General features: G+C 65.2%; 25 protein-coding genes. 4 read left to right on the plus strand and 21 right to left on the minus strand.

Annotated features, from left to right (window positions below):
* Window positions 1-51: 51 nt before the first annotated feature.
* Window positions 52-1,215 (minus strand): dual-specificity RNA methyltransferase RlmN, encoded by a 1,164-nt coding sequence (gene rlmN, locus E1N52_RS06910; RefSeq protein ID WP_133181404.1) that lies wholly within the window; start codon window positions 1,213-1,215, stop codon window positions 52-54.
* Window positions 1,216-1,362: 147 nt separating this feature from the next.
* Window positions 1,363-1,788, minus strand: coding sequence for a nucleoside-diphosphate kinase (gene ndk / locus E1N52_RS06915; RefSeq protein ID WP_133181406.1), 426 nt, complete (start codon window positions 1,786-1,788; stop codon window positions 1,363-1,365).
* Window positions 1,789-2,091: 303 nt separating this feature from the next.
* Here ndk and E1N52_RS06920 point away from each other — a divergent pair, with 303 nt between their 5' ends.
* Window positions 2,092-2,790 (plus strand): Bax inhibitor-1/YccA family protein, encoded by a 699-nt coding sequence (locus E1N52_RS06920; RefSeq protein ID WP_133181408.1) that lies wholly within the window; start codon window positions 2,092-2,094, stop codon window positions 2,788-2,790.
* Window positions 2,791-2,912: 122 nt separating this feature from the next.
* Here E1N52_RS06920 and E1N52_RS06925 read toward each other — a convergent pair whose 3' ends face one another.
* The 10 genes from E1N52_RS06925 to E1N52_RS06970 all read right to left on the minus strand — a co-directional run bounded on the left by E1N52_RS06925 (window position 2,913) and on the right by E1N52_RS06970 (window position 12,141).
* Complete coding sequence (locus E1N52_RS06925; protein WP_133181410.1) at window positions 2,913-3,689, minus strand: MBL fold metallo-hydrolase; 777 nt, start codon at window positions 3,687-3,689, stop codon at window positions 2,913-2,915.
* An 11-nt stretch (window positions 3,690-3,700) separates the two neighbouring features.
* A complete protein-coding gene (bamC, locus tag E1N52_RS06930) occupies window positions 3,701-4,840 on the minus strand; it encodes an outer membrane protein assembly factor BamC (RefSeq protein ID WP_133181412.1) in 1,140 nt (379 codons plus the stop codon).
* Window positions 4,841-4,975: 135 nt separating this feature from the next.
* Window positions 4,976-5,881: a 4-hydroxy-tetrahydrodipicolinate synthase gene (gene dapA, locus E1N52_RS06935; protein ID WP_133181414.1), complete on the minus strand. Its 906-nt coding sequence runs from the start codon at window positions 5,879-5,881 to the stop codon at window positions 4,976-4,978.
* 44 nt (window positions 5,882-5,925) lie between these two features.
* On the minus strand, window positions 5,926-6,555 hold the full coding sequence (locus E1N52_RS06940; RefSeq protein ID WP_133181416.1) for a class I SAM-dependent methyltransferase: 630 nt from the start codon (window positions 6,553-6,555) through the stop codon (window positions 5,926-5,928).
* Between the two features lie 8 nt (window positions 6,556-6,563).
* A complete protein-coding gene (locus tag E1N52_RS06945) occupies window positions 6,564-7,766 on the minus strand; it encodes a tryptophan--tRNA ligase (RefSeq protein WP_042264918.1) in 1,203 nt (400 codons plus the stop codon).
* Window positions 7,767-7,770: 4 nt separating this feature from the next.
* The gene (locus tag E1N52_RS06950) at window positions 7,771-8,436 is read right to left on the minus strand and encodes a site-2 protease family protein (protein ID WP_028204146.1); all 666 of its coding nucleotides are present in this window, start codon (window positions 8,434-8,436) and stop codon (window positions 7,771-7,773) included.
* Between the two features lie 72 nt (window positions 8,437-8,508).
* Entirely contained in the window at window positions 8,509-9,147 is a 639-nt protein-coding gene (locus E1N52_RS06955) for an L-threonylcarbamoyladenylate synthase (protein ID WP_133181418.1), read from the minus strand.
* Between the two features lie 179 nt (window positions 9,148-9,326).
* Window positions 9,327-10,157 (minus strand): 3',5'-nucleoside bisphosphate phosphatase, encoded by an 831-nt coding sequence (locus E1N52_RS06960; RefSeq protein ID WP_133181420.1) that lies wholly within the window; start codon window positions 10,155-10,157, stop codon window positions 9,327-9,329.
* A gap of 102 nt (window positions 10,158-10,259) precedes the next feature.
* Complete coding sequence (locus E1N52_RS06965; RefSeq protein WP_133181422.1) at window positions 10,260-11,159, minus strand: alpha/beta fold hydrolase; 900 nt, start codon at window positions 11,157-11,159, stop codon at window positions 10,260-10,262.
* A 61-nt stretch (window positions 11,160-11,220) separates the two neighbouring features.
* The gene (locus tag E1N52_RS06970) at window positions 11,221-12,141 is read right to left on the minus strand and encodes a ferritin-like domain-containing protein (RefSeq protein ID WP_133181424.1); all 921 of its coding nucleotides are present in this window, start codon (window positions 12,139-12,141) and stop codon (window positions 11,221-11,223) included.
* 188 nt (window positions 12,142-12,329) lie between these two features.
* Here E1N52_RS06970 and E1N52_RS06975 point away from each other — a divergent pair, with 188 nt between their 5' ends.
* From E1N52_RS06975 to E1N52_RS06985, 3 genes are all read left to right on the plus strand, one after another.
* Window positions 12,330-12,854 carry a gamma carbonic anhydrase family protein gene (locus E1N52_RS06975; protein WP_133181426.1) on the plus strand — a complete coding sequence of 175 codons (525 nt, stop codon included), beginning with the start codon at window positions 12,330-12,332 and terminating at the stop codon, window positions 12,852-12,854.
* Between the two features lie 66 nt (window positions 12,855-12,920).
* Window positions 12,921-13,883 (plus strand): Hsp33 family molecular chaperone HslO, encoded by a 963-nt coding sequence (gene hslO, locus E1N52_RS06980; RefSeq protein WP_133181428.1) that lies wholly within the window; start codon window positions 12,921-12,923, stop codon window positions 13,881-13,883.
* A gap of 190 nt (window positions 13,884-14,073) precedes the next feature.
* Window positions 14,074-14,433: a hypothetical protein gene (locus E1N52_RS06985; protein WP_133181689.1), complete on the plus strand. Its 360-nt coding sequence runs from the start codon at window positions 14,074-14,076 to the stop codon at window positions 14,431-14,433.
* A 97-nt stretch (window positions 14,434-14,530) separates the two neighbouring features.
* On the opposite strand, the gene ftsB is transcribed toward E1N52_RS06985, so the two are convergent.
* From ftsB to E1N52_RS07030, 9 genes are all read right to left on the minus strand, one after another.
* A complete protein-coding gene (gene ftsB, locus E1N52_RS06990; RefSeq protein WP_133181429.1) occupies window positions 14,531-14,953 on the minus strand; it encodes a cell division protein FtsB in 423 nt (140 codons plus the stop codon).
* A gap of 101 nt (window positions 14,954-15,054) precedes the next feature.
* Window positions 15,055-16,338, minus strand: a complete 1,284-nt coding sequence (gene eno, locus E1N52_RS06995; protein WP_064268981.1) for a phosphopyruvate hydratase — start codon at window positions 16,336-16,338, stop codon at window positions 15,055-15,057.
* A gap of 278 nt (window positions 16,339-16,616) precedes the next feature.
* Complete coding sequence (gene kdsA, locus E1N52_RS07000) at window positions 16,617-17,471, minus strand: 3-deoxy-8-phosphooctulonate synthase (RefSeq protein WP_133181431.1); 855 nt, start codon at window positions 17,469-17,471, stop codon at window positions 16,617-16,619.
* Complete coding sequence (locus tag E1N52_RS07005) at window positions 17,468-19,129, minus strand: CTP synthase (protein WP_069265538.1); 1,662 nt, start codon at window positions 19,127-19,129, stop codon at window positions 17,468-17,470. The genes kdsA and E1N52_RS07005 overlap by 4 nt, the downstream gene beginning before the upstream one ends.
* A 139-nt stretch (window positions 19,130-19,268) precedes the next feature.
* A complete protein-coding gene (locus E1N52_RS07010) occupies window positions 19,269-20,072 on the minus strand; it encodes an alpha/beta fold hydrolase (protein WP_133181433.1) in 804 nt (267 codons plus the stop codon).
* Window positions 20,073-20,148: 76 nt separating this feature from the next.
* Window positions 20,149-22,767 carry a ComEC/Rec2 family competence protein gene (locus tag E1N52_RS07015; protein WP_133181435.1) on the minus strand — a complete coding sequence of 873 codons (2,619 nt, stop codon included), beginning with the start codon at window positions 22,765-22,767 and terminating at the stop codon, window positions 20,149-20,151.
* A 90-nt stretch (window positions 22,768-22,857) separates the two neighbouring features.
* Window positions 22,858-23,646: a TatD family hydrolase gene (locus tag E1N52_RS07020; RefSeq protein ID WP_133181437.1), complete on the minus strand. Its 789-nt coding sequence runs from the start codon at window positions 23,644-23,646 to the stop codon at window positions 22,858-22,860.
* Between the two features lie 21 nt (window positions 23,647-23,667).
* Complete coding sequence (gene lolD / locus E1N52_RS07025) at window positions 23,668-24,399, minus strand: lipoprotein-releasing ABC transporter ATP-binding protein LolD (protein WP_133181439.1); 732 nt, start codon at window positions 24,397-24,399, stop codon at window positions 23,668-23,670.
* On the minus strand, window positions 24,392-25,645 hold the full coding sequence (locus tag E1N52_RS07030; RefSeq protein WP_069265533.1) for a lipoprotein-releasing ABC transporter permease subunit: 1,254 nt from the start codon (window positions 25,643-25,645) through the stop codon (window positions 24,392-24,394). The genes lolD and E1N52_RS07030 overlap by 8 nt, the downstream gene beginning before the upstream one ends.
* Window positions 25,646-25,766 lie beyond the last annotated feature (121 nt).

Genomic DNA, 25,766 nt, shown 5'->3' on the forward strand with positions numbered 1-25,766 from the left:
TACGGCCGCGCGTTTCCCCCGCACGCTGCCGTGGGCCCTCCTCATGCCGGCTCAGTGCTGAACCGGCCGTACTTCGATGACCTTGCCCGGTGCCCGGCCCATGCGCTCAGCAAGGCGCGTGCGGTCCTTGACCTCGCCGGCGAGCTGCCCGCAGGCTGCGTCGATGTCGTCGCCGCGCGTCTTGCGCACGGTCGTAACGACGCCCGCGTCCATCAGAATCTGCGCGAAACGCTTGATCTGGTCCGATTTCGAGCGCAGCAAGCCCGATTCGGGGAACGGATTAAACGGGATCAGATTGAACTTGCACGGCACGTCACGCGTCACGGCGAGCAACTGACGTGCGTGCTCTTCCGTGTCGTTGACGCCGTCGAGCATGCAGTACTCGAACGTGATGAAGTCGCGCGGCGCGACTTCCAGGTAACGCTGGCATGCCGCCATCAACTCGCGAAGCGGGTACTTGCGGTTGAGCGGCACGAGTTCGTCGCGCAGCGCGTCGTTCGGCGCATGCAAGGAAACGGCGAGCGCCACGGGCAATTCGGCGCCGAGACGATCCATCATCGGCACGACGCCCGACGTGGAAAGCGTGACGCGCCGGCGCGACAGGCCGTAGGCGTTGTCGTCGAGCATCAGGCGCATGGCGGGCACGACCGCGTCGTAGTTCAGAAGCGGCTCGCCCATACCCATCATCACGACGTTCGTGATGACGCGTTCGCCCTTGCCGTCACCGCCGGTCGCCCGGCCGCCAGCCTCGCCCAGAAGCGAGGCGCGCAGGGCGAATTCCGCCATGCGCAGCTGGCCGATGATCTCGGCGGTGGTGAGATTGCGTGAAAAACCTTGCTTGCCGGTGGAGCAAAACCGGCAGTTGACCGCGCATCCCGCCTGCGAGGACACGCACAGCGTGCCGCGATTGTCTTCGGGGATGAATACGGTTTCGACCGCGTTGCCGTTGCCGACGTCCACGAGCCACTTGCGCGTGCCGTCGGAGGAAACGTTGTCGCTGATGATGCCGGGCATGCCGATGGTGGCGCGCCCTTTGAGCTTCTCGCGCAGCGATTTGGCGAGATCCGTCATGCCGTCGAAGTCGGCGGCGTTGTACTGATGGATCCAGCGCTGAAGCTGTTTGGCGCGAAACGGCTTCTCGCCCAGGCTCTCGCAATAGGCGACGAGCCCTTGGGCGTCGAGATCGAGAAGGTTGACGGTGGAACTGCTCGTCATATCGAATCCTGCCATTTCAGTGCGAGAGCGCGCTCACCGCCCGCGCTGCCCGGTTGCCTGCGCACTTGCGCGGCATCGGGAACTGGACGGTGAGCGTCATCGCCGTTCGCGACCCTATGCTACTACTGCAGTCTGCTCGCGCTGTGCTTAGCGCGAGTAGACGTTGACTTGCGGGAAGAAGAACGCGACTTCCACGGCTGCCGTTTCAGCGGCGTCCGAGCCGTGCACGGCGTTCGCGTCGATGCTGTCGGCGAAGTCGGCGCGGATCGTGCCCTTCTCAGCCTTCTTCGGATCGGTTGCGCCCATCAGATCGCGGTGCTTCAGGATAGCGTTCTCGCCTTCCAGAACCTGGATCACGACCGGACCCGAGATCATGAAATCGACGAGGTCCTTGAAGAACGGGCGCGCTGCGTGAACAGCATAGAACTTCTCAGCGTCGGCGCGCGAGAGGTGAACCATGCGGGAGGCAATGATCTTCAGGCCAGCGTTTTCGAAGCGGCTGTAGATCTGGCCGATCACGTTCTTCGCCACTGCGTCCGGCTTGATAATCGACAGGGTGCGTTCGATCGCCATAAAAACTCCAGAAAATTAAGAGGTTACAGATTCAAATGAATCCGCAATTGTAGCATGTTCCCATGTATGATTGCGATTGAACCCTCATAGCCCGGCAAACTGGGGCAAATGAGCGCACGCCGGGCACATGCACTGCGCTGCCGTACCATTCAGAGAGGCTTAAGATTGGCGGCATACGCTGTGCAAACATAACGGAAACTGTGTGGCAACCCGTTGAAACTCTGGGTCGGCGCACTTATCTTATGGGGGAGCGGACCGCGCACCTGCGCGCCCTCACCCACGCGTCTCACGCAAGGAGAAAGCATGAACGAGTATCCCTATAACTTCGGCCGCGGCGGCAGCGTCACCTCGGCGGAGACCCGCAACCGCGTACTGCGCAACACCTACTGGCTGCTCGCGCTGTCGATGGTGCCGACGGTGCTCGGCGCGTGGGTGGGCGTCGCGACCGGCTTCTCGCTTTTTGCGGCTACCAGCCCGGCCATGAGCCTGCTCGCGTTCTTCGCGATCGCCTTCGGCTTCATGTTCGCAATCGAGCGCACCAAGAACAGTTCGGTGGGCGTGGTCGTGCTGCTCGGCTTCACGTTCTTCATGGGCCTGATGCTCTCGCGCCTGCTGTCGTTCATCCTCGGCTTTTCGAACGGCCCGCAGCTCATCATGCTCGCATTCGGCGGCACCGGCATCATTTTCACCGCCATGGCCACCATCGCCACGGTCAGCAAGCGTGACTTCTCGGGCCTCGGCAAGTGGCTCTTCATGGGCGTGATCGTGATCCTGCTGGCCGGCGTCGCGAACATGTTCCTGCAACTGCCCGCGCTGATGCTCACGGTTTCGGTGCTCGCCATCGCGATCTTCTCGGCCTACATGCTGTTCGACGTGCAGCGCGTCGTGAACGGCGGCGAGACGAACTACATCTCGGCCACGCTCGCGATCTATCTAGACCTGTACAACGTGTTCACGAACCTGCTCGCCATCCTCGGCATCTTCGGCGGCAACCGCAACTAAAGCGTAACCACACTCAGATGGGGCGGGATCGTCAGATTCTGGCCTCATCAAGCAAAAAGCCCATGACCTTCATCATGGGCTTTTTTTCGTCTGTTCATTTGGCGGCGTCGCGGGCGTGGGATTCAGAGTGCAATCCAGTCGAAACCCTCGGCTTGCGAAGCGACCCCGATTTCCGTCGCAGCATTTCCCAGCACCGCCGCCATCGCCGCGCGCGCCAGCTCCGGCGTGTTGTTCTGCTGGCTCAGGTGCGCAGCGATCAAATGCCGCAGTTTCGCGCGGTCGAGTCCGGCGAGGATGCCGCCGGCCGCCTCATTGTTCAGGTGACCATGCGACCCACCGATCCGCGCCTTGAGCGAAGCCGGATAGCGGCTCGTCGCGAGCATTTCGAGGTCGTGGTTGCATTCGAGCACCAGTGCATCGCAACCGCTCAGCACATTGCTGATATGCGAGGTCGACTCGCCGACATCGGTCAGCACGCCAAGCCGGCTCGCGCCGTCGCTGAACACGAACTGCAACGGCTCGCGCGCGTCGTGCGGCACCGTATAGGGCAACACGCCGAGTTCGCCGATCTCGACCGTCTCGTCGCCCCACAACACGTTGAGGTCGACGCCTGCGGCGTCGTCGGCGCCCACGGCCTGCGCCGTGCCCCAGCTCATGTAAAGCGGAATCGACCAGCGGCGCGCCAGCGTGAGCGCGCTGCCGATGTGATCGCTGTGTTCGTGGGTGATGAGAATCGCGGTGAGCGAGTCGGCGGCCAGGCCCGTACGGGCGAGGCGCCGCTCGACTTCTTTCGCTGAGAATCCGCAGTCGAGCAGCACGCGCGTGGGCGTCGTGCCGCTGCCTGCTTCTACGACCAGTGCGTTGCCCTCGCTGCCGCTGCCGAGGCTCGCAAATCGCATATCAGCGCACGTCAGTTCAACTGCGCGTGGAGCGCGGAGACAATACGCTGGGCGTCCGACGAGGTGTCGATACGGCCGGTCTGATCGACCACGGCGACCTGAGTCGAATTACCCGACGAGCGCACGGCCACGCGGTATTCCGGACCCTGATCCTTCGCGGCCTTCTTCGGATTGTAGAAAAGCTTGCCGAGCAGGCCATCGCCCTTGAGCTCCTGCATCGAATCGGCGTAGCGCACGAAGTAGAGGCCCTTTTCGCGGTCGCGGTTGTCGACCGTAAAGTTCGTGCGGTCGAGCGCGAGGCCCACACGCAGCCACGCGGTGTCGAACGCTTCGGGCAGGTCGAGCGTCGTGCCGTCAGGACCGGCGGCGACCTTGACGCCAGCCGTCGACGGGCGCGCATCGGTCAGCAGTTGCTTGGACTGCGCGTCGGTCAGGCCGAACTTCTGCATGATCTTTGCGAGGAAGGCGGCTTCGAGTGCCGGGTCGCGCGGACGCTCGACCCACTTCGACCCCGTCTTGTCCTGCCCCGTCAGCACTTCTTCCATGGCGTTATGCGTGACGGAAATGTCCGTTTGACCGTCCGGGCCACGCGAGACCAGCACGCGGAAGCGATCACGCGTGCCCGACGAGTACGCGAAGTCGATCACGCGCCCGATCGTGCGGCGGAACCAGTCGTCCGGAATGTTGGCGCGGTTCTCGGCCCAGTCGGTCGTCATGATGCCCGTGGACGGCGAATCGGTCGTCAGCGTGAAGCCATTTTCCGTCCAGAATTCCTGCAGCTGCGGCCAGACGTCGTCAGGCGAGCGGCCGTCCACCACGAGCCAGCGGCGGTCGCCGTCGCGCTCCACGTGCATACCGAACGGGTCCTGCGCATCCGGCACGCCGAGCGTGGCGTTGCCGGCCGGCATGACTGTGCGCTGAGCGGAGCCGCCAAGCGTGATCGTGGGCGGCGGCGCGACGTACTTCTGGTCGTTCGGCGCCGACGACAGATCCTGCGGCACATTCAGCGGCGGCGCGGTCGGCGTGTCCTTGTAGTTGACGCGATCGGACGCGAACATGTCGTTCAGCGACTCGCAGCCTGCGAGCGAGCCGAGGGCAAGCGCCAGCACCGCCATGCGGGTTGCGTGGAGGGAAAAAGCGGAACGTTTCATGTGGGCCTTCGTGATACGGGAACGCTAAGCCTTGCTCTGCGAGACGGTGGACCGAGGTCGGTCCGAGGTCTTTCAGTGATTGGGCGGCTGGGCCGTGGCGGCGTCGGTTGATAAATCGGCGGCTGGCTGATCAGATCAGCCAGCCAGACCGGCTTCGCGCAGCGCGGCGCGCACCACGTCGTGGTAGCGCGCATCGAGCGGCGTGAGCGGCAGTCGGATGCCGCCTTCGATGCGGCCGAGTTCCTGCAGCGCCCACTTCACCGGAATCGGATTCGATTCGATGAACAGGTTCTTGTGAAGCGACAACAACTTCATATGGATCGCACGCGCCGTTTTCGCGTCGCCTGCAAGCGCGGCCTTGCACAGGTCGCTCATCTGGCGCGGCGCAACGTTCGCGGTCACCGAAATATTGCCGTGGCCGCCAAGCAGCATCAGCGCGATCGCCGTGGGATCGTCGCCGCTGAAGATCTTGAAGCCCTTCGGCGCATGCTTGATGAGGTGCGCAGCGCGGTCGATGTTACCCGTCGCTTCTTTCACCGCGATGATGCCCGGCACTTCGGCCAGACGCAGGATGGTCTCGTTCGCCATGTCCGCGACCGTACGGCCCGGCACGTTGTAGAGGATGACCGGCAGGTCCACGTCTTCCGCGATCTTCGCGAAGTGACGGTACATGCCTTCCTGGGTCGGCTTGTTGTAATAGGGCACGACCTGGAGCGACGCCTGCGCGCCCACTTCCTTCGCGTGCTTCGTGAGTTCGATCGCTTCGGCGGTGGAATTGCCGCCGGCGCCCGCGATGATCGGCATACGGCCAGCGGCATGCTCGACCGCCGTCTTGATCATCAGGATGTGTTCTTCGACGTCCAGCGTGGCGGACTCCCCGCTCGTACCGACAACGACGAGGGCATCCGTCCCCTCTTCCACGTGCCAGTCGATCAGCTTACGGAATGCCGGCAGATCGAGACTGCCGTCCTCGTGCATGGGGGTGACGATCGCGGGAATGCTGCCTTGCAGCGTAATGCCGTCCTGAGTGCCGTTAGCCATGAAACGCCAGAAAAATGAGTCAGTTAAACCGCGATTGTAGCGGATTAGCCGGTCAGATCGTAACGCGTTACGGGTAGGCCCTGGTTCTCAGGTACATTACCGGCGCTTTCGGGGGACACTGAGGTCGTTTTTTCTCGTACCGCGCAGATGCGCTGAATATACGCCTCACGCGGCTGCGAAAGAAATCCGTCCTGATAGGCGACTACCCGCAGCGCGGGCGTACAGACGGCCAATAACTCGCCGGGAGCGAGCAGGAAAGCGGGGTTCGATGGCTTCCCCACCGTCTCGTTGCCCTGCGCGAAGGTTTCGTAGATCAGGATGCCGCCCGGCGCCAGCGCGTCGATGAGACGCGGCATGAGCGGGCGATGCAGGTAGTTCGTGACCACCACGGCGGCAAATCGCGCGTCCGGCGCGAGCGGCCAGGGCGCGCCTTCGAGGTCGCACTCTATCGTCGCGACGCCCGCTACGTCATGCAACGTGGCAAGCGCGGCGGCGTCGCGATCGAGCGCCGTCACCGGGTGGCCCTGACCAGCCAGCCAGCGCGTGTGCCGCCCGGCGCCGGAGGCCACGTCGAGCACCGTGCCGCCGGGCGCGATGAGGTGCGCCCAGCGGCGCACCCAGCGCGAAGGCTCGGAAAGCCCGTGGGCCGGCGAGCCGGCGGCAGGCGACGCCATCTGCTCGATCAGCTGTACGAGAGGCCCATGGCCTCACGCACGTCGCGCATCGTCTCGTTGGCGAACTTGCGCGCCTTGTCGCAGCCGTCCGCGACGATTGCACGCAGCAGCGACGGATCGTCCATGTACTTCTGCGCGCGCTCGAGCATGGGCTGCTGCTCGCGCAGGATGCCCTCGATCACGGGCTGCTTGCATTCGAGACAACCGATGCCGGCCGAACGGCAGCCCTTTTGCACCCAGTCGTGCGTCTGCTCATCCGTGTAGACCTGGTGGAGCTGCCACACCGGGCACTTGTCCGGATCGCCCGGATCGGTGCGGCGCACGCGCGCGGGGTCGGTCGGCATGGTGCGGACCTTCTTCGTGATCGACTCGGCGTCTTCGCGCAGACCAATGGTGTTGCCGTACGACTTCGACATCTTCTGGCCGTCGAGACCCGGCATGCGCGACGCTTCCGTCAGCAGCACCTGCGGCTCCGGCAGGATGATCTTGCGCGAGCCTTCGAGGTAGCCAAAAAGACGCTCGCGATCGCTCATCGAGAGGCTTTGCGACTCCGAAAGCATGGCGCGGGCCTGTTCGAGCGCCTCTTCATTGCCTTCCTGCTGATAAGCGTTGCGCAGCTCGTGGTAGAGCTTCGAGCGCTTGCCGCCCAGCTTCTTCGCGGCGTCGTTGGCCTTCTCTTCGAAGCCCGGCTCGCGGCCGTACATGTAGTTGAAGCGGCGCGCCATCTCGCGCGCCATCTCGACGTGCGGCACCTGGTCCTCGCCCACTGGCACGAGCGACGCACGGTACAGCAGGATGTCGGCTGCCATCAGCACCGGGTAGCCGAGGAAGCCGTAGGTACCGAGGTCCTTGTCGCGCAGCTTCTCGATCTGTTCCTTGTAGGTCGGCACGCGTTCGAGCCACGACAGCGGCGTGCTCATGCCGAGCAGCAGCGCGAGTTCGGCGTGCTCGGGCACGCGGCTCTGGATGAAGAGCGTGGCCTGGTTCGGGTCGATGCCCGAAGCGAGCCAGTCGATCAGCACGTCCCAGACGTTCTTCTCGATGACATCCGGCGTTTCGTAGTGCGTGGTGAGCGCATGCCAGTCGACCACGCAGAAGAAGCACGGATACTCGGACTGCAGGCGCACCCAGTTTTTCAGCACGCCGTGATAGTGGCCGAGGTGCAGCGACCCGGTGGGCCGCATGCCGGAGAAGATACGGTCTGGGAACATGATGTTATGAAAAGAGCGACACAAGAGGGGTAAGGATGGCGGTAACCGCGTCGTAACCTAGACTTACGAGCGGGCGCAGCCAGAATCGCGTGAAGATGCCACTCACGAGCAACCCCATCACGATGATGAAACCATAGGGCTCGATACGGGCGAGCGCAATGCTCGCACGCGTGGGCAGGAGCGCCCCGAGCACGCGGCCGCCGTCGAGCGGCGGCAGCGGAAAGAGGTTCAGCACGCCGAGCACGAGATTCACGCCCACGCCGGCGGCGGCCATACGCGTGAAGAACGGCTCGTCCACGCCGAGCACCGCGAGACCCACGCCGAACACGCCCCATATGATGGCCTGCACGAAATTGCACAGCGGTCCGGCGGCCGCGACCCACAGCGTGCCCCAGCGCGGATTGCGCAGATTGCTGAAGGCGATCGGCACCGGCTTCGCGTAACCGAACACGAACGCGCCGTTCGTCAGGAAATACAGCACGAGCGGCATGGCGATCGTGCCGATCGGGTCGATGTGGCGCATCGGGTTGAACGAAACGCGGCCGAGCACATACGCGGTGTTGTCGCCGAGCATGCGCGCGACATAGCCGTGTGCGGCCTCGTGCAGCGTGATCGCGAAGATCACGGGCAAGGCGTAGACGACGATCGTCTGAATCAGATTGGCTTCCATGGCGGGCTATTGTATCAATGCGTCAATGTGCTCAGGCCACGGTCATGCCGCGTTCACGCCGTACATGATTCTTCATGCCTCTTCTTCTTCGATGCCGAACGGCGCCAGCGAACCCCGCCCCGGCCGCACGAGCACCGGTTCCTCGCCCGTGAGATCGATCACGGTGGACGGCTCGCAAGGGCATGCCCCGCCGTCGATCACGAGATCGAGCTGTTTCTCGAGGCGCTCGCGAATCTCCTCGGGGTCGTTGAGCGGCTCGGTGTCCGGCGGCAGGATCAGCGTGGTGGCAAGCAGCGGCTCGCCCAGTTCTTCGAGAATCGCAAGCGGAATCGGATGCCCGGGCACGCGCAGACCGATCGTCTTGCGCGACGGATGCGAGAGGCGCCGAGGCACTTCCTTCGTCGCCACCAGCACGAACACATACGGCCCCGGCGTCACCGACTTGATGAGCCGGTATTGGCGGTTGTCCACCATGGCGAAGTTCGCGAGTTCGGACAGGTCCCGCACCATCAGCGAGAGCAACGCCTTTTCGTCTAGCCCGCGGATGCGGCGCAGGCGCTCGGCGGCGTGCTTGTCGTCGATGCGTGCGGCGAGCGCGTAGCTCGAATCGGTCGGCAATGCGATCACACCGCCGTCACGGATGATCTCCACCGCCTGCTTGATGAGACGCGGCTGCGGGTTTTCTGGGTGAAGCCGAAAGAACTGGGACATGGCAGTAATCAGCTGACGAATGGCAATGGAAACAGCGGGCGATGGAAACAGCGGGACGGTGCGCGAAAACGGCAGACGACTGCACGTAGTACCACAAAGCGACGACAAAGCTGGATTGACCGGCGCGAAACGCCTTGCAGCAAACAGGCGGGATCAGCGGGCCACGCGCCGTGCGCGGCCTACAGCCATCGCTCCCAGACCGGCTTGAGATCGGAAGGCAAAGGCGGCAGCGTGCCCGGCTCGATCGTGTCGGGCCCGGGCGCATGGAAGTCCGAACCGCGCGACGCCTCGAAGCCAAAGCGCCGCGCAACGGCCGCGTACTCGGCGTACTGGTCGGGCGTATGGCTGCCGGTGACGACTTCGATGGCCTTGCCGCCCAGATCGATGAATTCGCCGAAGAGCGTATCGAATTCGAGCTGGGTGTAAGCATAGCGGCCCGGATGCGCGATGACCGCCTCGCCGCCCGCCGCCTTGATCCACGCTACGGCATCGGCGAGCTTCGCCCAGCGGTGCGCGATGTAGCCGGGCTTGCCGTCGCCGAGCCAGCGCGAAAACGCGTCCTGGGTGTTCTGCGCGCGGCCGCTTTCCACGAGAAAGCGCGCGAAGTGGGTCCGCGAGATCAGGTCGGGATTCGAGACGTACTGCAGCGCGCCTTCATACGCGTCAGGAATGCCGAGTTCGCCGAGCCGCTCGCCGATGGCTTCGGCGCGCGCCGCGCGGCCGTCACGCGTGCGCGCGAGCCCGTCGACGAGTGCGGCGCACTCCGGATCCACATGCAGACCCACGATGTGCACCGTGCGCGATGCCCAGGTGACCGAAATCTCGACGCCGCTCAAATAGCGCATGCCGAGCGCTTCGGCCGCCTCGCGCGCTTCGCGCTGGCCGCCGAGCACGTCATGATCGGTGAGCGCCCACAAGCCCACGCCACCCGCTTTCGCAAGCTGCGCGACGGCAGCCGGGGCCAGTTGCCCGTCGGAGACAGTGGAGTGACAGTGGAGATCAGCGTTCATTGGATGTGGGAAAAGGATGAACGTCCATTTTACTGCAACGCAGTGAAGTCGTCGGGCGGTGCCTTGCGCCTAGCCGCCGCCCGAATAAGCGCTCGACGTGCCTTACGCTCCCGCGCAGAACGCCTCGATCAGGCGCGCGACCTCTTCCGGCTGGTCGTGGTGCACCATGTGCCCCGCCCCGTCGACGATACGCTCGCGCCAGTCGGGGAATGCCTCGAAGCGCTTCTTGAATTCGTCGATGGGCACCGCCCCCGCGAGCCGCACGAGCGTTTCGGAGCTGGCCGCTTCGACATGCAGCACCCTTGCGCTCACTTGCGACCAGATCGCCATCACCTCGTCGAGCTGGTACAGCAGCGGACCGCGCATCTTGTGCGCGGGATCGCCGAGCAGCACATAGCCGCCCTCGCCGTCGGGCTTCGACCAGTGTTCGGCGAGAAAGCGTGCACGCGGTGCAATCAGACGCGGATTGGTCTTCACGAGCCGTGCGGCCACTTCGTCGAGCGACGCGTACGTGCGCAGTTGCGGCGGCGTGCGCAAGTCGTCGAGCCATTCGCGCATGCGGCCCGGCGCCTGTTTGGATGACGGCGCCGGCAGGCCGAAACCCTCCAGATCGACCACGCGGCGCACGCGCTCCGGCCGCACGCCCGCGTAGAGGCACACGATGTTCGCGCCGAGACTGTGCCCGACGAGATCCACCTGGCCCTCGGGCGCGTAGTGGGCAAGCAGCGCATCGAGATCCGCGAGGTAGTCGGGGAACCAGTAGTTGCTGCCCTGTCCCCGCGCGACGGGCCAGTCGGAAAGGCCGAAGCCGCGCAGATCGGGCGCGATGACCTGCCAGTCGCCGCCGCGTGCATCGAGTGCATCGACGACAAACTGGAACGACGCCGCGACGTCCATCCAGCCGTGCAGCATGAAGAGCACGGGCGCGCCCTCTGCACCCCAGCGGCGCACGTGCAGCCGGATGCCATTGACGTCGACGAATTCGGATCGGGATTGATTCATTTGCGCCGCCGCAAAAAAGAATGATCGTTCGATTATATAGGCGCTGAGCGTCTGCGCCAGGTCATTCGTTCGAATGACGCTCCGTTGACTTCTTCGCGACGCCCTGTTCCGCGGCGTCCTGGGCCGCGAGCGTATCCAGTTCGGCTTCGTCGAAACCCGCCGAGCGGCGCGCCTCGAAGTTGAACGGGCCGCGCATGCGCGGCGCGTGGTACTGCTCGGCGAGCGCGAGCCACGCCGCGTGCGGGTCGAGCGCGCGCGCCTCGCACAAGTGGCGGAACCAATGGTTGCCGATGCGCACGTGCCCCACTTCGTCGCGCAGGATGATGTCGAGGATCGCGGCCGATTCGTCGTCGCCAGCCTGCTTCAGGCGTGCGCGGATGGGCGGCGAGGCGTCGAGCCCGCGCGCCTCCAGCACGCGCGGCACGAGCGCCATGCGCGCGAGCACGTCGGCGCTCGTGCGCTCGCACATCTCCCACAGGCCGTTGTGCGCGGGGAAGTCGCCGTATGCGTGGCCATAGTCGGCGAGCCGCGCACGCAGCAGCGAGAAGTGATACGCCTCCTCCGACGCGACCTTGAGCCAGTCGCCGTAGAACGCGTCGGGCATGGCGGGGAAGCGCCAGACCGCGTCGAGCGCGAGATTGATCGCGTTGAATTCGATATGGGCCAGCGCGTGCAGCAGCACGACGCGACCCTGAGGCGTGCTCATGCTGCGGCGCTGCAGTTCGCGCGGCTCGACGAGCGGCGGCTCGGCCGGGCGGCCAGGCAAACCGTCCGGCGTCGGGATAGCGCGTTTTGGTTCCCAGCGAGGCGCAGCGGCCCGAGCCTGGCTTAGCGCGTACAGCGCGCTCACCGCATCGGCCTTGGCGACCGGATCACAATCGCGCAGCGCGGCGAGTGCGGTGAGACGCCAGCAGTCGGGCTCGGCATCTGTTGGACTTGGGAGATCAGCACTCGCGCTGACGGCGGAAAAAGCGGAATTCATCGGCAGAAGAAACAGGGACCGAAAAGCGGAAGAGCAACACTGTCGCGCGGGCGCCCGAAAAGCACCCCGAGCGGACCGCGCACGCAACCGTTTACAATACGCGATTCACCTGCCTTGCGTCGTCCGCACCCGTTGCACGTCGCCAGCAGACCGGCAGCAGCCCCGAAAGACATAGGAGACTCAACACCGTGGCCATCTACAAGCTTGGCGAAGCCGCACCGACCATTCACGAAAGCGTGTTCGTCGCGGACAACGCGACTGTCATCGGCAAGGTCGAACTGGCCGAAGACGCGAGCGTCTGGTTTGGCGCGACGCTGCGCGGCGACAACGAGCCGATCACCGTCGGCGCGCGCAGCAACGTTCAGGAAGGCGCGGTGCTCCACACGGACCCCGGCTACCCGCTCACGCTCGAAGCGAACGTGACCGTGGGCCATCAGGCCATGCTGCACGGCTGCACCGTGAAGGAAGGCGCACTGATCGGCATTCAGGCCGTGGTCTTGAATGGCGCGGTAATCGGCCGCAACTGTCTGGTTGGCGCGGGTGCGGTGGTCACCGAAGGCAAGGTGTTCCCCGACAACTCGCTGATTCTCGGCGCGCCGGCCAAAGTCGTGCGCGAGTTGACCGAGGCCGACATCGCCGGCCTCAAGCGCAACGCGGATGCCTACGCGCAGCGCCGCGAATATTTCAAGGCGCAGCTCGTGCGCATCGGCTGAGAGCGGCACGCTCTTGCCGTGTGCGGCGCGGGCCGCGCCGCCCCGATTGAAACGAAGGAAAAGATTGTGAACGACCAGTTGCAAAAATTCATGTTCAGCGCCGCGCCGGTGCGCGGCGAGATCGTCTCGCTGAACAACACGTGGCAAGAAGTGCTCAAGCGCCGCCAGTATCCGACGCCTGTGCGCACCGTGCTCGGCGAGATGATGGCGGCGTGCGCGCTGCTCTCGGCGAATCTCAAGTTCGACGGCACGCTGATCATGCAGATCTTCGGCGACGGCCCCGTGAAGATGCTGGTCGTGCAGTGCGGCTCGGACTTGACGATGCGCGCGACCGCCCGCCTCGGCGAAGACTTTACGGGCGAAAACGCCCTGCCGCTCGGCGAGGAACTCACGTTCGCCGACCTCGTGAATCCGGACGGCCAGGGCCGCTGCGTGATCACGCTCGACCCCGCGAAAAAGCAGCCGGGCCAGCAGCCCTACCAGGGCATCGTGCCGCTGAATGGCGAAGACGGCCCGCTCAAGTCGATCGCCGCCGTGCTTGAGCATTACATGCACCACTCGGAACAGCTCGACTCGCGCCTGTGGCTCGCTGCCAACGACGACCGCGCGGTCGGCATGCTGCTCCAGAAGCTGCCGGGCGACGGCGGGATCGTGCCGCACCAGGGCGAGCACGATCTCGATACGTGGGAGCGCGTCTGCACGCTCGGCGGCACGCTCACGCGCGACGAAATGCTCAAGGAAGACGGCGAGACGTTGTTCCGTCGCCTCTTCTGGCAAGAGAACGTGCGTCACTTCGAGCCGATGGCGCCGCGCTTCCAGTGTTCGTGCTCGCGCGAGAAAGTGGGCGCGATGCTCAAGATGCTGGGCCGCGAGGAAGTCGACGGCGTGATCGAGGAACGCGGTCATGTCGAGATTCATTGCGACTACTGCAATCAGCGCTATGAGTTCGACCCTGTGGATGTCGCGCAACTTTTTGCCGTGACTGGGCTCTCAGAAAGCGTGAGCCCCGCGGCCGAGCGTCGCCACTGAGGCAAACGGAAGCAAAGTGAAGCAAACTGCGGCGCAACACGTGTTGCGCCGCAGCCCTAAGCAGCGGTACATAGGCCCGGGGAACAAGTCGAGATGCGGACCCGCCTTCCTCTCTAGTTACTTAGGCGTCCGATAGATGGAGAGAAGCATGATCAAGAACAATCGCTTCATACGTCCATTACGCGAGCGCATGCCGCGCGTGAGCGCGTTGCTCGTACTCGCGACGCTCGGCGCGGCCGTTGTGTCGACGAGCGGCTGCATGATGGACCCGCCGGGTCCGTCGCCGATCTACAGCCGGCTGCCCCCGGCGCAGTCGGGCCTCCCGGCCGCCGCGCCCGTGCTCACGCCCGACGAAAAGGCGAGCTACGACGCGATCGACCGTCAGGTGCTCGCCGAACAGGACAACGCCATGGCCGCGGAAGCTGCCGCACAAGCCTGGTCGCGCGCGTATGCGCCGCCGGTCACCGTCTACGGCAGCTATTACAGCGGCGGTTGGGGGCACGGCTGGGGTACGGGTATTGGCTACGGCTATCCGGGCTGGGGATGGTAATCGCGCGGGCTTCACGAGGCGCACTCCCACAACGAAAAAAGGCGCGGCTCAATGCCGCGCCTTTTGTTTGCCTGCCTGCTCAGCGCAAGCGGCGCACTTAACCCGCCTTCTTCACTTCCTTCCCGTGCCCGTGCTTCTTCTCCGGCACACGCGAAACCGGATTCGGCACCACCCTGACCGGCGCCGCCGACATCTCGCCGCGCGTCGAGGTATTCGACGAACCGCTCGGCGTAACCGGCGGCGTCTGGTTCGGCGAGACGAACTGCACGAACACCTCGCTGTCCTTCACCATGCCCATCTCATAGCGAGCACGCTCCTCGACGGCAGCCGTGCCGTTCTGCAGATCCTGCACTTCGCCCGCGATGCGTTCGTTGCGCAGTTTCTCGTCGTCATTCTGCTTTTGCTGCTGCGCGAGTTGCTGCTGCAGTTCGTGGACACGCAGCCAACCACCATGGCCCCACCAGAGCGGATACTGGATCAGCACGAGCAGGATGATCAGAACGACAGTGACAAGCCGCATGAAAGGTGCCGGATAAATACACGCCGCCCTGCGCTATACGCAGGGCGGCGGAGAGAGATGACGAAGGGTGACAGCAAGGCTGCTGCCGGCGCTGGGTCCGCTTAGCGGAGGTTATAGAACGCCGACTTGCCCGGGTAGCTGGCGATATCACCGAGATCTTCCTCGATGCGCAGCAGCTGGTTGTACTTCGAGATGCGGTCGCTGCGCGAGAGCGAACCGGTCTTGATCTGACCCGCGTTCAGGCCCACGGCGATGTCGGCGATCGTCGAGTCTTCGGTTTCGCCCGAACGGTGCGAGATCACGGCCGTGTAACCCGCACGCTTGGCCATTTCGATTGCCGCGAAGGTTTCCGTCAGCGTGCCGATCTGGTTGATCTTGATGAGGATCGAGTTGGCGATGCCCTTCTCGATGCCTTCCTTCAGGATGCGCGTGTTGGTCACGAACAGGTCGTCGCCCACGAGCTGGACCTTCTTGCCGAGCTTGTCGGTGAGCGTCTTCCAGCCTGCCCAGTCGCTTTCGTGCATGCCGTCTTCGATCGAGACGATCGGGAACTTGTCGGCGAGGTTCGCGAGGTAGTCCGCGAACTCAGTCGACGACAGTTGCAGGCCTTCGCCCGCGAGCTGGTACTTGCCGTCGTGGTAGAACTCGCTCGCTGCGCAGTCGAGCGCGAGCAGGACGTCTTCACCGGCGCGGTAGCCAGCCTTCTCGATGGCTTGCAGGATGGTCGAGAGGCACTCGTCGTTGCTGCCGAAGTTCGGTGCGAAGCCGCCTTCGTCGCCCACTGCCGTGCTCATGCCGCGATCCGAGAGGATCTTCTTGAGCGCGTGGAACACTTCCGCGCCGCAACGCAGCGCTTCGCGGAAGGTCGGCTGGCTCACCGGCACGATCATGAATTCCTGAATATCGAGGCTGTTGTTCGCGTGCGCGCCGCCGTTGACGATGTTCATCATCGGGACCGGCAGTTGCATCGCGCCCGAGCCGCCGAAGTAGCGGTACAGCGGCAGGCCGGCTTCTTCAGCTGCTGCCTTCGCGACGGCCATCGAAACGGCCAGCATGGCGTTTGCGCCGAGGCGCGACTTGTTGTCGGTGCCATCGAGCTCGAGCAGGGTCTTGTCGAGGAAGGCTTGTTCCGACGCGTCGAGGCCCATGATCGCCTCGGAGATTTCGGTGTTGATGTGCTCGACGGCCTTCAGCACGCCCTTGCCGTTGTAGCGGCCGGCTTCGCCGTCGCGCAGTTCGATCGCTTCACGCGAGCCCGTGGATGCGCCCGACGGCACTGCCGCGCGGCCCATCGTGCCCGATTCGAGCAGCACGTCGCATTCGACGGTGGGATTGCCGCGCGAATCCAGAATCTCGCGACCGATGATATCTACGATTGCACTCATGGTTTCCTCAGGAAATGACAGTAATTCTTGCGCGAGCTGCGCCGCCTGCTGCATCGGCCCGCGAGGCACAGTTTCTATGCTCGCTCGGGGCACACCGTCACATGGGACAGGCTGCGTGCTCGCCAGGTTCAACTTGCCGCAACACAACGGTCACGTTCCAGTGACCGTTGCGCTGCCACGCTGCCTTGTACATCGAGCGCGGTGCGTTGCGCCGCGCTGCTCCTCCATCGCGCCGCTCATGCAATCGAAGCGGCGCGCCGTACTACGTAATTTCCAGCTCAGCTGAAGTCGTTCTCGAGGAACGGCGTGCGCTTGACTGCCTGGTCGAGCGTCACGAGGGTTTCGAGCAGGTCGGCCATGCGGTTCAGCGGCACGGCGTTCGGGCCGTCGGACTTCGCCTGCGCGGGGTTCGGGTGCGTCTCCATGAAGAGACCCGCCACGCCGGTGGCCACGGCCGCCCGAGCCAGCACCGGCACGAATTCGCGCTGACCGCCCGAGCTCGTGCCCTGCCCGCCCGGCAGCTGCACCGAGTGGGTCACGTCCATCACGACCGGCGCACCCGTCTCGCGCATGATAGCGAGCGAGCGCATGTCCGAGACGAGGTTGTTGTAACCGAACGAAACACCGCGCTCGCAGGCGAAGAAGCGGTCTTCGGAAAGACCCGCCTCACGCGCGGCTTCGCGTGCCTTGTCGATCACGTTCTTCATGTCGTGCGGCGCGAGGAACTGGCCTTTCTTGATGTTCACAGGCTTGCCCGAACGCGCGCACGCGTGGATGAAGTCGGTCTGGCGGCACAGGAACGCGGGCGTTTGCAGCACGTCCACGACCGAGGCCACGGGCCCGATCTCTTCTTCCGTGTGCACGTCGGTCAGCACGGGCAAGCCGAGCTGACGCTTCACTTCGGAAAGGATGCGCAGGCCTTCGTCCATCCCGAGGCCGCGAAACGACTTGCCGCTCGAACGATTGGCCTTGTCGTAAGACGACTTGTAGATGAACGGAATGCCGAGCTTCGACGTGATTTCCTTCAGGCGGCCCGCCGTGTCGATCGTCATCTGTTCGGATTCGACGACACAGGTACCCGCGATCAGGAAGAACGGCCTGTCGAGGCCTACCTCGAAACCGCACAGATTCATGCTTTCTCCTCGGCGCGCGCCTCATGGTGCGCGACTGCCGCTTCGACATACGCCTTGAAGAGCGGATGGCCGTCACGCGGCGTGGACGTGAATTCCGGGTGGAACTGGACGCCGACGAACCACGGGTGCATGTCGCGCGGCAGTTCCATCATTTCCGGCAGATCTTCAGTCGGCGTACGGGCGCTGATGATAAGGCCGCCGGCTTCGAGCTTGGGCACGTAGCCGTTATTGACTTCATAACGGTGACGGTGACGCTCGTTCACGTCCTTGCCATAGATTTCTGCCGCGAGCGTGCCGGGCTTGATCGGGCAACGCTGCGAACCGAGGCGCATCGTACCGCCGAGGTCCGAGTCTTCGGTGCGCTTCTCGACCTTGCCTTCGCGGTCGGCCCATTCGGTGATGAGCGCGACGACGCGGTCGGGCGTGTCCGGATCGAATTCCGTGCTGTTCGCGTGCTTCAGGCCCACCACGTCGCGCGCGAATTCGATGACGGCGAGCTGCATGCCGAGGCAGATGCCGAGGTACGGCACCTTCGCTTCGCGGGCGTACTGGATGGCCTTGATCTTGCCTTCGGTGCCGCGACGGCCGAAACCGCCCGGCACGAGGATCGCGTCGAGATGCTTGAGGCTCTCGACACCCTCTTCGTCGATCTGCTCGGAGTCGATGTACTCGATGTTCACCTTCGCCGAGGTCTTGATCGACGCGTGGCGCAGCGCTTCGATGAGCGACTTGTACGACTCGGTCAGGTCGACGTACTTGCCGACCATGCCGATCGTGACTTCGTGCTTCGGATGCTCGAGCTTTTCGACCATTTCCGCCCAGATCGACAGATCAGCCGGCTTGGCGGAGAGCTTCAGCTCGTCGCAGACGATCGAGTCGAGGCCCTGGTCGTGCAGCATCTGCGGGATCTTGTAGATGCTGTCGGCGTCCCACACCGAGATCACGGCGTCTTCGGGCACGTTCGAGAACATGGAGATCTTCGAGCGCTCGTCGTCGGGAATGCGGCGATCGGCGCGGCACAGCAGCACGTTCGGATAGATACCGATTTCGCGCAGCTTCTGCACGCTGTGCTGCGTAGGCTTGGTCTTGAGCTCACCCGCCGTGGCGATGAACGGCACCAGCGTGAGGTGCACGAAGCACGCGCTGTTGCGGCCAAGGCGCAGGCTCATCTGACGTGCGGCCTCGAGGAACGGCAGCGACTCGATGTCGCCCACCGTGCCGCCCACTTCGACGATCGCGACATCCGGCTCGCCGCACGTCGCCGATGCGGCGCCGCGTTCGATGAATGCCTGGATTTCGTTCGTGATGTGCGGAATGACCTGCACGGTCTTGCCCAGATAGTCGCCGCGGCGTTCCTTGCGGATCACCGATTCGTAGATCTGGCCCGTGGTGAAGTTGTTGGCCTTGCGCATCTTCGTGGTGATGAAGCGCTCATAGTGGCCGAGGTCGAGGTCGGTTTCCGCTCCATCTTCCGTCACGAACACTTCGCCGTGCTGAAACGGGCTCATCGTGCCGGGGTCGACGTTGATGTAGGGATCGAGCTTGAGGAGGGTGACTTTCAGACCGCGCGATTCGAGGATCGCGGCGAGGGAGGCGGCGGCAATACCCTTGCCAAGGGAGGAAACTACGCCGCCGGTGACGAAAACATATTTGGTCATCGCTGGATGCTCGCGGGAAAAACGGATTATACCTGAAAGCAAGGGCTAACCCTGAATTTTGAGCGAGCAGAAACGACGCGCGGCGCGTTGCCCTGCGCTCCACCCTGTCCCGCAAGCAGCCGCGCCGAAAAGCGGCCGCTCAGGCTCCGTTTTCCATGGCGTAAAGCATGCGCTGCACCGCGCGCGCGGTCTCGATCGGACGCTCCATCGGATACAGATGACTGCCCTCGATCCACTCGAAGCGCTCGCCGGCAATGCGCCGCGTTGCCGCAAGCCCGACCTGGCGCACTTCACGCGACTGCGTGCCCGCGACGAAGCTCACCGGCACGGGCGAGCCGTGCACGAGCCGCGGGCCTAGCGTGTGCGGCAGCGTGCGGTAAATCATGTATTCGGTCTGGCGGTCGAAGGCGAGCGTGCGGCCGCCGTCGACCGAGGTCTGAGGAATACCGAAGTCGACATAGTCGGATAGCACGCGCTCGTCCCAGCGCGCGAACGCCGCCTTCGTATGGAAGTGCCGCCAGGCTTCGTCGCGGCTCGCCCAGTTCGTGCGGCGCGTGCGCGTGGCGGCGGCAGGCGAGAGGCGCTCGTCGAGGCCGGTCCACTGCGAGACCCGCAGCATGCTGCTGCGCCAGCCCGCGATCACCGGCGAATCGAGCATCACGACGCCCTTGACCCATTGCGGCCTTTTCAGCGCGGCCATCAGCGAGAGATAGCCGCCGAGCGAATGGCCGACGAGCCACACGGGCTCCTCGTAGGTGCGGCCAATGTCGTCGAGCAGCTGCTCGACGAGATGCGGCCAGTCGCGGGTGACGGGAAAGCGCGCGTCGTGCCCGATGCGCTCGATGTAGCGCAGCTCGTAGTTGTCGCCCAGTTCGGCGAAGAACGTGCGATACGTCGAGGCCGGAAAGCCGTTCGCGTGCGAGAAATGGATGACGTTTTTCAAAGGCGGCGTGTCTCTCTATTTTGTTGATCTCTTTCGTGATTCGCGCTTTCGTTCATCCTGCTATCGGCCCGGCGCGTCAGTCCTGCGTCGGCGGGTCCATCCAGTAGCGCCGCTGCGTGTCGCGAAAGCGCTCGACGGCGAGTTCGCCGGGCCGCGCCTCGACGCGTGCGGCGCCGTCCGCGTCGCTTCGCGTGAGTACGATGTGGCGCGCCGCGTAGCGCGCGTAGACGCCCGGATGCGGGTGATGAAAGCGGTTCAGATAGCCTACCTGAAATATCGCGACGAGCGGCCAGACAGAATCGAGGAACGGTTCAGTCGACGAGGAGCGGCTGCCGTGATGCGGCACGACCAGCACCTGTGCGCCCAGCCGCCCAGGGTCGCGCGCGACCAGCGTGCGCTCGACGCCCGCTTCGATGTCGGCGGCGATCAGCGCGGAAACCGGACCGTCTTGTGCCTCGGGCGCAACGCTTGCCGCCGTTGTCACCCGCAGGACGCAGCAATGCGCATTGGGTTTGCCCGCGAGCGGCCCGGGGTCGGGCCATAGCACCTCGAAGTCGACGCTGTCCCACTGCCAGCGCTGGCCGGCGGCGCACTGCACGGTCTGCGCGCCCCTTTCGCGCGCGCTCGCCCACAGCGGATGCGCGGGCAGGATGCCCGCCACGAGTGCCCCGACGTCGACACCGTCGAGCACGGCTTGCGCGCCGCCCGAATGATCGGAGTCGTCGTGGCTGATCATCAGCGCGTCGAGCCGCCCTATGCCGTGCGCCTGCAGATACGGCACGACGATGCGCTCGCCCGCCCGCGTCGATTCGGGGCCCGGGCCCGCGTCGAACAGCAGGCGATGCCGGGCCGTCTCGACCAGCACCGACGTGCCCTGCCCGATGTCGAGCGCCGTGAGCCGGAAAGCGCCCGGCGGCGGCCCCGTGGGCGCGGGCACCAGAAGCGGCAGCCACGTGAACGGCGCCAGCCAGCGCAGCGGCCAGTCGCGCGGCGCAAGACACCAGACGACGCCCACGGCAGCACACGCGAGCGGCCACGCTCCGGGTTGCGGCAAGCGCAAAACCGCCCACGGCAGGCCCTCGAGAGCACCCAGCGCCACGGCGAGCCAATCGAGGCAGCTATGCGCGGCGTGCAGCGCGAATGCATCGATCGGCGCGGGCATGGCTGCGCTCCCGATGACCAGCGGCGCGACAAGCATGCTTACCCAGGGAATCGCAAATGCATTGGCGAGCGGACCGATGAGCGGTATTTGCGCGAACCAGTACGCCGTGAGCGGCGCGAGGGCCACCGTCACGGCCCACTGCACGCGAGCGCTGTCGCCAAGGCGTGACAGAAGACGTTGCATCGCCCCTCGCCAGCCGCCGCGCGGAAGAACCATGGCGGCGAGACGTCGAAACCAACCGTCGCGTGCGGCTGGCTCCGCTGCTGGTTCGGTTCGGTCGCGCATCGGATCGTCGGCGTCCGCAGCAGAATCGGGCGGCGCGTTTCTGTGCAGGCGCGGCACGCTACTCGCCGCGAAGAGGATCGCGCCGACCGCGCAAAACGAGAGCCAGAAGCCAGCGGCCGTCACCGCCCACGGATCGCGCAGCAGCACGAGCCCGAGCGCCCATGCCAGCACGTGCGAGCGCGCGACCTCGCGCCCGGCGAACAGCGCGAGCGCAACGACCACCAGCATCCAGAGCGCGCGCTGCACCGGCACATTGAAACCGGCGAGCGCGGCATAGACGCCCGCCGCGAGCACCGCGCCCGCAACGGCCACCTTCTGCGCGGGCACGATGAGCGGCGCCTCGACGCCGCGCCAGCACGCGCGCCGCCACAGTGCGCCCGCGACCCACCCTGCAAGCCCCGCGACGAACGCGAGATGCAGCCCGGAAATCGCCACCAGATGGCTCGTGCCCGTATTGCGCATGAGACGCCAGTCCGTGTCGCTGACCGCGTCCTGCGCGCCGGTGGCGAGCGCGATGACGATGCCGCGATGCGGCGCATCGCCGAGCACCGCGTCGATGCGCGCACGCAGCGCGGCGCGCGCCCGCTCGATACGCACGCCGATGCCGGCGGCGTCAATGGGCAGACGCACGGCATGCCCGGGATCGCTCACATAGCCGCTGGCGCGCACGCCGCGCGCGAGCAGCGCGGCCTCCGTGTCGCGCAGGTCGAAGTTGCCGTTGCCGTGCGGGCGTTTGAGCCGCACGGCGAGGCGCCAGCGCGCGCCGGGCACGAGCGGCGGCAGCGGTGCCTCGCGCGCCACCCACGATAGTTGAATCAAATGCGGCAGCGCTGTGCCGGCTTTGTGCGTTTCCCAGGATTCGACACGAAAGAGAAAACTCGCGCCGTTCGCGCCGTAGGAAGGCAAGCTGGAGATATGACCGGTGATGTCGATGTCGCGCGCCTGCCAGGCAGCGGGAAGCGCCTCTGCAAGCCGCATTTCGGCGCGCCCGGCGGCGTAGCCAAAGCCCGCGCATCCGGCCGCAAACCACACCGCCGCCCAGCCGCTCGCCATGCGCCAGCGTCGCGCGCATGACAGGCCGACGTGAGATTCATCCACCGGTGCCGCAGCGCTCAACGCCCACACCGCCCATGCCGCTGCAAGCACGGTTGCCAGAACCAGCGCGATCCACGCACCCCACCCCGGCAACGCCGCCTGTCGCTGCAAGACAATTACGCCCAGCGCGAACCCGCACCATATCGCCCGCATCCCGCCTCCTCGCAACGAGGGGGCTGAATGCACGGACCGCGTCAATCGCGCCGCGCTAAATGCACGTTGTGCACGCCACCCTGGAATCGATTATGCAGAGGAAAGCGCGAGTCGCGGCAGCGCAGCCGCCGCGTTAGCCGTCGTGCCAAGTGCGAGTTCCTCGGGGCTCAAGCCCCGCAAGCCCGCGAGCACGGCGCCGATGCGCGGCACCTGGTCGGGCGTGTTGCGCTCGCGATAGAGCCACGCGGGAGAGATATCCGGCGCATCGGTTTCCATGACGATCGCCTCGAGCGGCAACTGCTGCGCGAGCCTGCGGATCTGCAGCGCGCGCTCGAACGTCACATTGCCGCCGAAGCCCAGATGCATCCCTTGATCGATGAACGCTTGCGCCTGCTGGAAGCTGCCGTTGAACGCATGCGCGATACCGCTTTTCACGCCGTTGCGGCGCAGCCCCTTGAGCACCTGATCCTGCGACTTGCGCACATGGCAGATCGCTGGCAAGCCGAACTCGCGCGCAAGGCGCAGCTGGGCATCGTAGAAGTGCTGTTGACGGGCCTCGTCGAGGCCCGGCACGAAGTAATCGAGCCCGATCTCGCCGATGCCGACGAAGCGCGGATCATCGAGACTCGCCTCGATCTCGCGGCGCAGCACTTCAAGGTCTTCGTCACGCGCCTGCGGCGTATAGAGCGGGTGGATGCCGAGCGCGTAGACCGCGCCCGCGGTGCGGTGCGCGAGCGCGCGCACCACGTCGAAGTTCTCGCGCGCCACAGCCGGGATCACGATGCGCGACACGCCCGCCGCGCGCGCCGCCGACGCGACCGCGTCGCGGTCAGTGTCGAATTCGGCGGCATCGAGATGGCAGTGCGTATCGATCCACATGGTGCAAGCTCGCGAGAAGGCTCAGACAGGTACGACCGGTTCCTCGTGCAGCATGCCGTCGCGCAGGCGCACGATGCGGTCGCAGCGCGCCGCGAGGTCGGAGTCGTGCGTGACGATCACGAAGCTCGTATCGAACTGGTCGGAGAGTTCGAGCATCAGGTTGAAGACGTTATCCGCAGTCGCGCCATCGAGGTTGCCCGTGGGCTCGTCGGCAAGCACGCACGCGGGCTTCGTCACGAGCGCACGCGCGATGGCCACGCGCTGGCGCTCGCCACCCGACAGCTCGCCTGGCCGGTTGCGCGCGCGATGCGAAAGACCCACACGCTCGAGGATCTGCATCGCCTCGGCGCGCGCATCTTCCTGCGTCATGCGGCGAATGCGCAGCGGCATCGCCACGTTGTCGAGCGCCGAAAACTCCGGCAGCAGATGGTGGAACTGATAGACGAAGCCCAGCGCGCGATTGCGCAGTTCGTTGCGCTCACGCTCGGACAGCTCGGTGAACGGCTTGCCGAGCACCGAGACCTTGCCCGCGCCCGGCTCGTCGAGCCCGCCGAGCACATGCAGCAGCGTGCTTTTGCCCGAGCCCGACGCACCTACCACAGCGAGCTTCTCACCGCGCTTCACTTTCAGATCGGTGTCGTGCAGCACCTGCACGGTAAGCGGACCCTGGCCAAACACCTTCGAGACGCCGTGCGCTTCGAGCACATACGGATAATCGCCAGCCGCGGCGATGAGCGATTGACGGTCATTCATAGCGCAGCGCCTCCGCGGGACGAACCTTGGCCGCGCGCCAGCTCGGATAGAGCGTGGCGAGCGCGGACAGCACGAAGGCGATCACGCCGATGCGGATCACGTCGGAAGCCACGAGTTCCGAAGGGAGCTCGCTGATGAAATAAACCGAAGGCGGCAGGAACTGAATGCCGAGCAGATGCTCGATCGCCGGCACACTCCATGGAATGCTCCACGCGATCAGGCAGCCGAGCGCGATGCCGATGGCCGTGCCCACGAAGCCGATCGTCACGCCCTGCACGACGAAGATCTTCATGATCGAGCCCGGCTGCGCGCCGAGCGTGCGCAGGATCGCGATATCGGCCTGCTTGTTGGTGACGGTCATGACGAGAGACGAAACGAGGTTGAACGCCGCGACCGCGATGATGAGCGTGAGAATGATGAACATCATGCGTTTTTCGATCTGCACGGCCGAGAACCAGGTCTTGTTCTGCTGCGTCCAGTCGCGGATATAGAGGTCGCCCGAAAGCGTATGCACGAGCTGGCGCGCCACCGCCGGTGCGCGCTGCATGTCCTTCAGGCGCAGGCGCACGCCGCTTGGCGCGCCGAGGCGATAGAGCACTTCCGCGTCGCGGATGTTGGTGAGTGCGAGCGTGCTGTCGTACTCGTAATGGCCCGACTCGAACACGCCCATCACCGTGAACTGCTTCAGGCGCGGCAGCATGCCGGCCGGCGTGATCGAACCCTCGGGCGCGACGAGCGTGACCTTGTCGCCCACCGTCACGCCCAGGTTCACGGCGAGATCCGCACCGAGCACGATGCCGAAGCTGCCGGGCGTGAGGTCGTTCAGGCTGCCCGCCTTCATTTCCCGGCCGATGTCTGAAACCTGCGGCTCCTCGGAAGGCTCGATGCCGCGCAGCGCGACGCCGTTCACGCTGTCGCCGCGCGTGAGCAGCGCCTGGGCATCCACGTAAGGCGCCGCGCCGATGACTTCGGGATTGGTCTTCGCTTCCTTCGCCGTGAGCTGCCAGTCGGGCATCGTGCCCGTCGGCGAAAAAATCTCGATGTGCGCGAGCACGGAGAGCATGCGATCGCGCACGTCGCGCTGGAAGCCGTTCATCACCGAGAGCACGACGATCAGCGCCGCGACGCCGAGCGCGATGCCCGACATCGAAATGAGCGCGATGAACGAGATGAACCCGTTGCCGGTCGTGCGTTTGCCGGCGCGGGTGTAGCGCCAGCCTATCTGCCATTCGTAGGGAAGTTTCAAGCGAATCCTTTTGCGTCTTCGTTGCGCTCCGGCGCCGTATTGACCCTGGGGCCAGTGCGCCGGAAGGCCGGAGAATATCGTGCCGGGTCGGGCGACGATCAACCGCGAAGTTTGCCACACT

It is taken from the genome of Paraburkholderia guartelaensis (assembly GCF_004353905.1).
In the GTDB taxonomy this organism is placed as follows: Bacteria; Pseudomonadota; Gammaproteobacteria; order Burkholderiales; family Burkholderiaceae; genus Paraburkholderia; species Paraburkholderia guartelaensis.